The sequence below is a fragment of the Breoghania sp. genome (assembly GCF_030066895.1).
Lineage (GTDB): Bacteria > Pseudomonadota > Alphaproteobacteria > Rhizobiales > Stappiaceae > Breoghania.
This window is the reverse complement of sequence record NZ_JASJAV010000022.1, coordinates 23,110-32,388: the sequence shown is the minus strand read 5'-3', so window position 1 is coordinate 32,388 and position 9,279 is coordinate 23,110. Positions and strand designations below refer to the sequence as shown.

9 protein-coding genes and 4 pseudogenes are annotated in these 9,279 nt (G+C 61.8%); 5 read left to right on the top strand and 8 right to left on the bottom strand.

Features of this window, described 5'->3' with window-relative positions; genetic code table 11:
* Window positions 1-342 precede the first annotated feature (342 nt).
* Complete coding sequence (locus tag QNJ43_RS20390; RefSeq protein WP_300472536.1) at window positions 343-627, top strand: helix-turn-helix domain-containing protein; 285 nt, start codon at window positions 343-345, stop codon at window positions 625-627.
* A gap of 60 nt (window positions 628-687) precedes the next feature.
* On the opposite strand, the gene QNJ43_RS20385 is transcribed toward QNJ43_RS20390, so the two are convergent.
* On the bottom strand, window positions 688-966 hold the full coding sequence (locus QNJ43_RS20385) for a cytochrome c (protein WP_300472533.1): 279 nt from the start codon (window positions 964-966) through the stop codon (window positions 688-690).
* A gap of 49 nt (window positions 967-1,015) precedes the next feature.
* Window positions 1,016-1,213 carry a hypothetical protein gene (locus QNJ43_RS20380; RefSeq protein WP_300472530.1) on the bottom strand — a complete coding sequence of 66 codons (198 nt, stop codon included), beginning with the start codon at window positions 1,211-1,213 and terminating at the stop codon, window positions 1,016-1,018.
* Window positions 1,214-1,487: 274 nt separating this feature from the next.
* Here QNJ43_RS20380 and QNJ43_RS20375 point away from each other — a divergent pair, with 274 nt between their 5' ends.
* From QNJ43_RS20375 to QNJ43_RS20360, 4 genes and pseudogenes are all read left to right on the top strand, one after another.
* Entirely contained in the window at window positions 1,488-1,781 is a 294-nt protein-coding gene (locus tag QNJ43_RS20375) for a metalloregulator ArsR/SmtB family transcription factor (protein ID WP_300472527.1), read from the top strand.
* Window positions 1,778-2,840 (top strand): annotated as a pseudogene (locus QNJ43_RS20370) (permease). The gene QNJ43_RS20375 and the pseudogene QNJ43_RS20370 overlap by 4 nt, the downstream one beginning before the upstream one ends.
* 14 nt (window positions 2,841-2,854) lie before the next feature.
* Window positions 2,855-3,091 carry a thioredoxin family protein gene (locus QNJ43_RS20365; protein WP_300472525.1) on the top strand — a complete coding sequence of 79 codons (237 nt, stop codon included), beginning with the start codon at window positions 2,855-2,857 and terminating at the stop codon, window positions 3,089-3,091.
* Window positions 3,092-3,220: 129 nt separating this feature from the next.
* Entirely contained in the window at window positions 3,221-3,511 is a 291-nt protein-coding gene (locus tag QNJ43_RS20360; protein WP_300472522.1) for a hypothetical protein, read from the top strand.
* A gap of 225 nt (window positions 3,512-3,736) precedes the next feature.
* Here the strand turns inward: QNJ43_RS20360 and QNJ43_RS20355 are convergent, their stop codons facing one another.
* The 6 genes and pseudogenes from QNJ43_RS20355 to QNJ43_RS20330 all read right to left on the bottom strand — a co-directional run bounded on the left by QNJ43_RS20355 (window position 3,737) and on the right by QNJ43_RS20330 (window position 9,243).
* Window positions 3,737-4,717, bottom strand: a complete 981-nt coding sequence (locus QNJ43_RS20355; RefSeq protein ID WP_300472520.1) for a Xaa-Pro peptidase family protein — start codon at window positions 4,715-4,717, stop codon at window positions 3,737-3,739.
* A gap of 6 nt (window positions 4,718-4,723) precedes the next feature.
* Window positions 4,724-5,918 (bottom strand): annotated as a pseudogene (locus QNJ43_RS20350) (M20/M25/M40 family metallo-hydrolase).
* Between the two features lie 100 nt (window positions 5,919-6,018).
* Window positions 6,019-7,026, bottom strand: a complete 1,008-nt coding sequence (locus QNJ43_RS20345; protein WP_300472518.1) for an ATP-binding cassette domain-containing protein — start codon at window positions 7,024-7,026, stop codon at window positions 6,019-6,021.
* 45 nt (window positions 7,027-7,071) lie between these two features.
* Window positions 7,072-7,506: an ATP-binding cassette domain-containing protein gene (locus QNJ43_RS20340; RefSeq protein ID WP_300472515.1), complete on the bottom strand. Its 435-nt coding sequence runs from the start codon at window positions 7,504-7,506 to the stop codon at window positions 7,072-7,074.
* Window positions 7,507-7,517: 11 nt separating this feature from the next.
* A pseudogene (locus tag QNJ43_RS20335) lies at window positions 7,518-8,342 on the bottom strand (ABC transporter permease).
* Window positions 8,335-9,243 (bottom strand): annotated as a pseudogene (locus QNJ43_RS20330) (ABC transporter permease). Before QNJ43_RS20330 ends, QNJ43_RS20335 begins: the two co-directional pseudogenes overlap by 8 nt.
* Between the last annotated feature and the right edge of the window lie 36 nt (window positions 9,244-9,279).

The window sequence follows — 9,279 nt, the reverse complement described above, 5'->3', positions numbered from 1 at the left end:
GGTCGCAGCGCCGCTCGGCCCCCTCGATCATCGACAGCGCTATACGGTCCTTCATGCTGCCGGTCGGATTGGCCCCTTCCATTTCACATGGATATCTGCGGTGTCAGCCCCCGCAAGCCGGGACAGCTTGATCAACGGCGTGTTTCCCAATGGCATGCATTTTCCGCTCCCTGCACTCACGCTTTATCACTTTCATAACGAAAGTGACTGGTTGGAGAAAACTTTCGTTATGAAAGCCACTGGTGTAAATAGGTCCGTGACAGAAGACCGGACGAACGGAGGAAGAGCACCTTACTGACAACCGGACACGACTTCCGCTCGCGGTGCTCGATCGCGCGCAACATGGAATTGCTGGGAGACAGGTGGACGTTGCTGATCGTGCGCGATCTGATGTGGCATGGAAAACATACGTTCCACGAGCTGCAAACGAGCGCGGAACGCATTCCCACCAATCAGCTTTCACAACGCCTGAAACGGCTGGAGACGTGGGGGCTGATCCGCCGTGAAGCCTACCAGGACCGCCCGGTACGCTATCGCTATTTCCTCACCGACGCAGGCAAGGCGCTGGAACCGGTTCTGCTGCAAATCATGCAATGGGGGCACGAGAACCTTGGCGGAGGTCTCTAAGATCCACACACATGATTGTGTGAACCGGCTCCCCGATGCGGCCAAGTTCGGCCGGGGTCGCTAGCTGTGGAGAGACTTCAGGTAGTCGATGAGATTGGAAACCTGATCGGAGGTGAGGCTACCCTGAAACAGGGGCATGACGGGAGAGAGCTTGTCGCCGTCCTCATTGATCCCGTTCAGGATGGCACCAGCAAGCGCCTTGTCGTTGCCGTGATACATGTTCTCCAGCCCCGGCGCGCGCAGATCCGCGCTTGTCGCATTGCCGATCCGCATTCCGCCCGCACCGTTCTCGCCGTGGCATGAGGCGCAGTTCTGATTGAAGAGATCAGCCGCGGCCACTGCTGTCTCGTCGCCTAAACCGCTGGGGACCGAACCGCTGAAACCGGTTTCACCCGTTGCGCCCCAGCCCTACTCCATCATGCCGCCTCCGCCCATCATGTGCCATCCGCCGCGCATCATGCCCGAACCGTTGCCCATCATGCCTTGTGCAGTTGCCCATCATGCCTTGTGCAAAGGAGCCCGCGACGGTAACCCCGGCAAAAATGGCGGCAAGGCCGACACCACGCAAAATGTTCTTGTTTTTCATGTTCATTTTCCCTGTCGAAGCAGACGGACCTCGCCGACATCATCGAGCGGTCATCGCGCAAGAGCGCGGCTGAAAACCGGACATAAACCTTCCAGCAACGGGAAGCTCAATATCGGAAATAATCGGAAATAAAGAGAAGCACGGCGGGTCCGATCGGCTTGAAGGCCAGGATGACGAGCGGCGAGCATTGCCAGCCAGACGCTACGGATATTCCAAGCACAATTGACAATTCTCAATGCTGGTCTGGCCCGCATATACACATAAGAGGTGATCCATGATCCTGGCTGTTCTCTCCGCGCTGGCGGAACCCACCACGCGCCTGCAGGCAATGCGCATCCTGAGCGATGGCGAGGAACATTGCATATGCGAACTGATGGCCCAGATCGAGGCCACGCAAAGCCGCATGCCGCGGCATATGCAGGTTCTCAAGCAGGCCGGACTGGTCATCGACCGGCGCGACACGCAATGGGTCCGCTATCGCCGCAACCCCAACCTTTCCGAAGAACTGGCGACGACCGTCGATGCGATCCTCGCCGTTCCGGAGGCGAAAGAAAGACAAGCGGCATGAACACCGATGTCTCCCGCACCGACCGTCCCGGACGCGCCGAATGGCCCCGGCATCTCGCCGTTGTGGCCTTCGTGGTCGGCTGGTGGCTCATCTACCGGCACCTGATACCCGTCTCGGAATGGCTTACAAGCCTCTTCCCTGTCGACAGGCACGCGCATATCGGCGAGGTGCTCGCCTTTTTCTTCTACGACGTTCCCAAGGTGATGCTGCTGCTGGTGCTCATCGTCTTCGCCATGGGCGTGGTGCGAAACTTCTTTTCGGCGGAAAAGACACGCGCCCTGCTCTCGGACAAACGCGAGGGCGTGGGCGATGTGTTGGCGGCGTGCCTCGGCATTCTGACGCCTTTCTGCTCCTGCTCGGCGGTGTCGCTCTTCATCGGCTTCGTCTCCGCAGGCGTGCCGCTGGGCGTGACGTTTTCGTTCCTGATCGCCGCGCCGATGGTGAACGAGATCGCCGTCGCCCTGCTCTTCGGTCTCGTCGGCTGGCAGGTCGCGACAACCTATCTCGCCTTAGGGCTCGGGGGTCGCCATCGTCGCCGGGTTTGTCATCGGCAAGCTGCATCTCGAAGGCTGGCTGCAGGACTGGGTGCGCGACATCCATATGGGGGCCGATGCCCCCGCCGGACTGCAGGAACACAGCCCGCGCCTGGCCGGCCGTTATGCGGCGGGCATCGAGGCAATGCGCGAGATCTTCGGCAAGGTGTGGATGTGGGTGATCCTCGGCATCGCCATGGGCGCGCTGATCCACGGCTATGTGCCGGAGGACCTGATGGTGCAGATCATGCGCGAGGAGACCTGGTGGTCGGTCCCCGTCGCTGTGGTCATCGGCATCCCGATGTACACGAATGCGGCGGACGTCATCCCTATCGTCAAGGCACTTCTGGGCAAGGGCGCGGCACTCGGCACCGTACTCGCCTTCATGATGAGCGTCATCGCCCTCTCGCTGCCGGAAATGATCATTCTCAGACGGGTGCTGACCCTTCGCCTGATCGCGGTGTTCCTCGGTGTCGTGGGCACCGGCATCCTGGCCGTCGGCTACCTGTTCAACCTGCTCTTTTGAAAGGAGACCCACACATGAAGACGGTCAAGGTTTACGGACTGGGCTGCAAGCGGTGCGAGACGGTCGCGACCATGGTCAAGGATGCGGCGGCAAAGTTCGGCATCGACGTTGAGGTGGAGAAGGTCACCGACCCGAAGTCGATCGCCATGGCAGGCGTCATGTCGACGCCCGGGCTCTCGGTTGACGGCAAGCTCGTCCACTCAGGCGGTCTGCCGGACGAGGCCCATCTGGAGGGCTGGCTGACGGCCTGACCCGCAGCTCTCCCCTGCCCCGCACGGCCCGGCACGAGCATTCTCCCGCCATTCGACCGCACATCTGTCGGAAATACTCACCAAACGCCCCGGATTCGGCTACGATAACGTATCGCTACGGAGGACGGCGTGATGACCGACACCCCTTCGCATACGAGAGCTACCCTTTCGGACCTGACGCGCACGCAGCAAAACGTGTTGGCGGACCTGCGCAATCGTCCGCTCTGGCGGGTCCATAACGGTTGGCGCCAGCAAGGCGGCAGCCAGATAACCCTGGCGACCGGCACTTCGCTGTTGCGTCTGGGACTGGTGGAGCAGACAGCGGGAAGCCTGCGGCTCACTTTTGACGGCCGCATGCTCGCCGAAGAGGTGCTGCAGCACAGGCGCAAACGGGTCTCGGGGCAAAAGGCCCGGGCCTGACACCATCGCCGGCCTGGGACCGCGAATATGAAAACGGCGACAACACCCCTTTTACAAGGTGTCGCCGCCACTTGAAGATTTGATGCGCGGGACCGTTATAAACTAGTCAGGATCAGGCGGTCAGGATTTCACGCTGCATGTTGGTCAGCCGACAGCCGCCATCCTTGGTCACCACCACCGTTTCACTGAAGGCGATGCCCTCCGCCGAAGCGTAGACGTGGAAGATCATCCCCTCCCCTTGAGTGCCCAATCGGCATTGGGCAGGAAGGCGCGCGAGAAGTCGCTGGTGCGCCGCGTCCGCGTAACGAGGCCCAGCGTATAGGCCGTCACGTTCGGATAATCCTTGCGCAGACCTTCCGCGAGCATCGGCTTGCGCACGATCGCATCCACGTCCGAGGCTAGAGCCCCGGTCCGCATGGCCGCGATCTGTTCATCCTGAAGCGAGATCAGCCGATCCGCCACGTAGCGCTGACGCGTCGACGGCGTCCCGATGATGATCGGCCGCATCATCCGTGCAGAGTAGTTGGCGACCTTCGGGATCAGCTCCACATGAAGCACATCGCCCGGCCCCAGTTTATCGGTGGCAAAGGCGCCGTGCAGGAAGGCATGTTCGCCGACCGACTTGACGATCGGGCCGACTTCGCCCGTATCCGCACTCTCGCGCAGGAATGTCTGCGCCGCGACGGCCGCCGCATAGCGGGTGGTCATGCCGTCATGTTCGGCAATCGTGGCCGCATTGGCGAGCAGCGCGATCTCCGCGGGAGATTTCTGCTCGCGCAGAACATGGCCGAATTCGCCCATGTTGATGAAGGTGACCTCCGGCAGAAGCACCTCCGACCGGCTCTCCATCAGGACTGAGAACCCGTAAGAATTGGCGTCGACGCCGATGCGCGCATTGCCGAAGCCCTTTTGCTTCAGAACCCGCGCCATGGTCTCGTGCGGGCTCTCCCAGTCGGCGAAACTCGAAATATCGTCGAACCAGCACGAGGAGCGCGCATTATCGGCATCGAGCGTCCGAAGCACCATGAAGGGCGCTCCGTCCAGCGGCAGGAAACAGGCGCGATACATGGTTTCCGAAACGGTGTAGCCCGTCAGCCAGGCCAGCAGTTCACCGCTATCGGCAATCAGCAGATCGACGCCCACGTCCTTCATCATGACCCGGGCCTTGTCGGCCCGAGCCTCCATCTCTTCCTTCGCAAACAGCATGACCGCTTACGCAACCTCACAAATATCGAGGATCGTCAGCATGTAGATGCGGATCATGTCGAGGAAATCGGGAATGTCGACGCGCTCGTCCGGCATGGTGTTGTAGCGACCGTCGGGGCCACACACGATGCCTTCCATGCCGCCTTCGGCAATAAAGGTGACCGGCATCCGTGCCGTAGAACCGGGTCGGCGTGATCGCACCCGTGGGCTGCTTCTAGCCGCGCAAGCTCTCATAGGCCTTGTTGATGGCCTTGACGATGCGCGATTCCGGAGAGACCTCGAAGGGCGGCATCACAGGACGCCCCTCGATCTTCTCCGGCACCGGCCGGGCCTTCAGGCCGGGGAACCGCTCTTCCAGATCGTCCAGCATCTCGCGCATGTCGACGAGCACGTCTTCCTCGCACTGGCCCGGCGCATAGCGGGCAGAGCCCTTGATGCGGACGAAGTCAGCCACCTGCGGCGGATGCCACTCTTCTAGATCCTTGCCGAGCGCACCGTGAACCACACCCACGTGACCGCGGTTGATCGAGTGGTGCACCTCGCTCTTGGCATTGCGGAAGGTCATTGCATTGATGCGCGGAATCAGATCGCACGCCGCCTGGATTGCATCGACGGATTCTTCGCGCTTGGACAGATACCGCGTGTCGCCGGTCAGCTCGATGACGAAGCTGAACGCGGCCGCATGCATGGTGATGGCGCAAAGGTCGCTCGGCTCGGAATTGACGAAGTAATCCGCCTTCAGTCCGTTCTTGACCGCGGCAAGCGTGCCGACGCCGCCCTGCAACTCACCCACCACAAAGGTGAGGATGACGTCGCCCTTCAACTTCACGCCATTGTCGATCAGCGTCTTGAGCGCACAGAAATAGGCCGCGTCGCCCGCCTTCATGTTGGAGACGCCGATCCCGTAGATGAACTTGTCGTCGATCTTCCCGGCGTAAGGGTCGACCGTCCAACCCTCGGTCACCGGGTTAATGTCGAGATGTCCGTTGAACAGCAGGCTCTTGCCGCCACCGGTCCCCTTCAGTCGACCGATGGCATTGTAGCGGGTGTTCTCTGCGAAGGGCTGCAACTCGGTCTCAAGGCCGAGTTCACCCATCCGGGCGGCCATGTAACGAGCCAGCTCCACTTCGCCGTCCGTCTGCGAATGGCTGCGATGCTGCACCATGCGCGAGAGGAAATTCAGCGAAGCCTTCTCGTCAATGGAAGCGACGAGAGAATGCGGATCATTTGGATCTCCTTTGAGGGTCTTTACGAAGTAGTTGGACCGGCCTCCACCGACGGCGGAGTCGGAACCGCCTCGATCAGGCGCGGGTATAGTTCTGCCGCTCGGGCGATCTGACGAACCAGGTTGAGGTCGTGGATGATGAACAGATAGGCCGTGCCCATCTGGCGCTGCAGTTCCAGCAGCAACTCGACGACGGATGCCTGCACGGACACATCGAGTCGAGCCGGGGTCGCGAGGCAAAGGCGCGCGCAATCGCCGCGCGCTGCTTTTCGCCGCCAAAAAGCTGATGCGGAAAACGCTCCGCATAATCGCGCGGCAGACGCACCCCTTCCAGAAGATCGCCGATCTTCTCCGCCCGCGCCTCGGCTCCCGATGCCAGCCCGTAGAGATCGAGCGGCCGCGACAGGATCTCGCGAATGCGATGGCGCGGATTGAGAGAGGCGTCGGGGTGCTGGAAGATCAACTGCACGTCGCAGCGATAGGCCTTGTCCATGTCGCGTGCGCTCTTGATCGTGCGCCCGTCGAACCGGATTTCACCGGTGAACGGGTTGAGCCCGGTCATCGCCTTGGCGAGCGTCGATTTTCCCGACCCGCTCTCACCGACGGTGCCGAGAATCTCGCCGTGTCCGACCGACAGGCTGACGGCATTGTTGCCGAGAACCCGATCGACCTCGCGCCCCATCAGCGAGCCGAGGAACGAGTAGCGCCCGTATTGCACGGTGACCTTGTCGGCCTCCACCAGCGGCTTGTCGTCTTCCGGTGTACGTTCGCCTACCAGACGGCGCGCCGGGTTCGGCACGGCCCCGATGAGCGCGCGCGTATATTCTTTTTCTGGGTGCGTGAAGACGCTCTCCACATCCCGGCTTTCCATGATCTCGCCGCGATAGATGACCGACACCCGCCACGCGACACGCGAGACCAGCGCCAGATCGTGCGAGATATAGAGCACAACGACCCCGGTCTTTTCCTGAATCTCGCTCAGGAGATCGAGGATCTGGCGTGCGGTGATGACGTCGAGCGCAGTGGTCGGCTCATCAAACAGGATGTTCCGGATCGCAGGCAAACACAGTCGCGATGACGACACGCTGTTTTTCACCGCCCGAGGTCTAGTGCGGCATGCGGTTCATCATCAGCTTCGGCGTCTTGAGCCCGACCTGATCGAGCCGGGCTTCGGCCTCCGCCCAGGTCTGTGGACGAGCACTTCGGAAAGCTGCCGCCCGAGGCTCAATGTGGGATTGAGCGAGGTCGAGGGATCCTGAAACACCATCGACATGCGGCGCCCGCGAATGGCGCGCATCTCGCGTTCGCTCTTGTCGCCGAGTTCCTCGCCCGAAAGACGGATCGCTCCGGATTTCTCCCAGGCGTTGCCCGGCAGATAGCGCATGATCGACCAGACAAGCGACGTCTTGCCCGAGCCGCTCTCGCCCACGAGACCGAGCACTTCGCCGCGTGCGATCTCCAGGTTGATATGCTTCAGCGCGCTGAAAGGCCCGGCATGGGTGCGATAGTCGAGGCTGTAGTCGCGAACCTCGAGAACGGGGGGCATTGCGGTGATCTTGTCCATGTCCGGCTCCCTCACGTTCTCGGGTTGAGGGCGTCGCGCAGACCGTCGCCCAGCAGGTTGAAGCCGATGGCGACGGTAGCGATGGCAAGCCCCGGCCAGACCAGCATCCACGGGCTGTGGTGCATGTAGGCGCGCGCTTCGGAAATCATCAGCCACCATTCCGTCGAGGGCAGCTGTACGCCCAGCCCTAGGAAGAAAAGCGTGGCAAACAGCATGATCGCGAAGGAGATGCGGATGGTCATTTCCACGATCACGGGAGCGACCACGTTGGGTATCATCTCGCGCAGAATGATGAAGCGGCTGCTTTCACCGCGCGCAATCGCCGCCGAAACGTAGTCCTGCTTTCGAATGGAGAGCGCGACAGATCACGTGATCCGCGCCATGCCGGGTGCAAAGACGACGGCCACCGCCATCAGCGAATTGAAGGTGGAGGAACCGAGCAGGTTCACGATCAGCAGCGCAAACAGCAGTCGCGGGATCGAAATCACCGCATCGACGGTGCGCATGATCGCCTCGTCCACCCGTCCGCCGAGGAAGGCGGAAGTGGTGCCGACGACGGTACCGAACAGCGTGCCCAGCACGGTTGCCGCGATCGACATGACGACGGTCGCCTGCCCTCCCATCAAGAGGCGGCTCAGGATATCACGGCAGCACTGGTCGGTGCCGAGAAGGAATTCCGCCGAGGGCCCCTTGTAGCGGGCAAGCGGCGACATGGCCTGCGGGTCGTGCGGCGCCAGAACGGGGCCGAACACCACAAGGATGATCGTCAGCACGATGATCAGGGAGCCCAACGCTCCCTGCGGCGTGCGCAACAGGCGCTTGAGGATCTCAATCATACTGGATCCTCTTGTCCAGGAAGGCATAGAGCATGTCGGCTGCGAAATTCACGATTGAATAGGTGGCGGCCATGATCAGCACTCCGGCCTGAATGGAAGGCAGGTCACGGGCCTGAATGGCGACGATGAGCGAGCGGCCGATACCGGGAATGGCGAAGATCTCCTCCGCCACGATGACGCCGCCGAGCAGACACCCGACATCGAGCGCGACGATGGTGATGGCGGGCAGCAGCGCATGCCCGATCAGCACCGTGCTCCAGGGCAAGCCCTTCAGTCGTGCAGCGCGGATGTAGTCGGTGTGCAGCACGTCGACGAGTTCGGAGCGCACCATCCGCGAGACGTGGGCGATCAGGATGATCGAGACGACGAAAACCGGCAGCACCAGATGGGCGAGAGAGGAGACGGGATGCTCCAGAAACGGCACGTAGCCGGTGGGAAGCAGCAGGTCGAGCCAGTCCGAAAAGGCCAGGATCGCCACGGTCGCGGTCACGAATTCCGGCAGCGACACGCCCGCATAGGAAACGAAGCTGACGACCATATCGACGACCTTGCCGCGCCGGACGGCCGCGATGACGCCGAGCGGAATGGCCAGTACCAGCAGCAGCGACCGGCTGAGCACTGCGAAAAGCGCCGGACCGACGGGCTGCCCCGTGCGCAACGAGGTTCCGAAATCACCCTGCAGAACGCCGCCCAGCCAATGCACGTATTACAGCCAGATCGGATCGTTCAGCCCCATGCGCACGCGCAAGGCAGCCAGCGCCTCATACGTCGCATTCTGACCCAGCATCATCACCGCCGCATCGGACGGCAGAATTTGCGTCAGGGCGAAAACCAGGATGGAGACGACCAGCAGCGTGTAAAAGATCAGCGCAATGCGCTTGAGAAAATACTGGAGAGACACGAAAGGCTCGCTCTCTCTCGAAAAAGGCCGAGCGCG

Coding starts and splice junctions, on each gene's coding strand:
- QNJ43_RS20390 (WP_300472536.1), top strand. CDS start 343: ATGGAATTGCTGGGAGACAGGTGGACGTTGCTGATCGTGCGCGATCTG.
- QNJ43_RS20380 (WP_300472530.1), bottom strand. CDS start 1,213: ATGAAAAACAAGAACATTTTGCGTGGTGTCGGCCTTGCCGCCATTTTT.
- QNJ43_RS20375 (WP_300472527.1), top strand. CDS start 1,488: ATGATCCTGGCTGTTCTCTCCGCGCTGGCGGAACCCACCACGCGCCTG.
- QNJ43_RS20365 (WP_300472525.1), top strand. CDS start 2,855: ATGAAGACGGTCAAGGTTTACGGACTGGGCTGCAAGCGGTGCGAGACG.
- QNJ43_RS20355 (WP_300472520.1), bottom strand. CDS start 4,717: ATGCTGTTTGCGAAGGAAGAGATGGAGGCTCGGGCCGACAAGGCCCGG.
- QNJ43_RS20340 (WP_300472515.1), bottom strand. CDS start 7,506: ATGGACAAGATCACCGCAATGCCCCCCGTTCTCGAGGTTCGCGACTAC.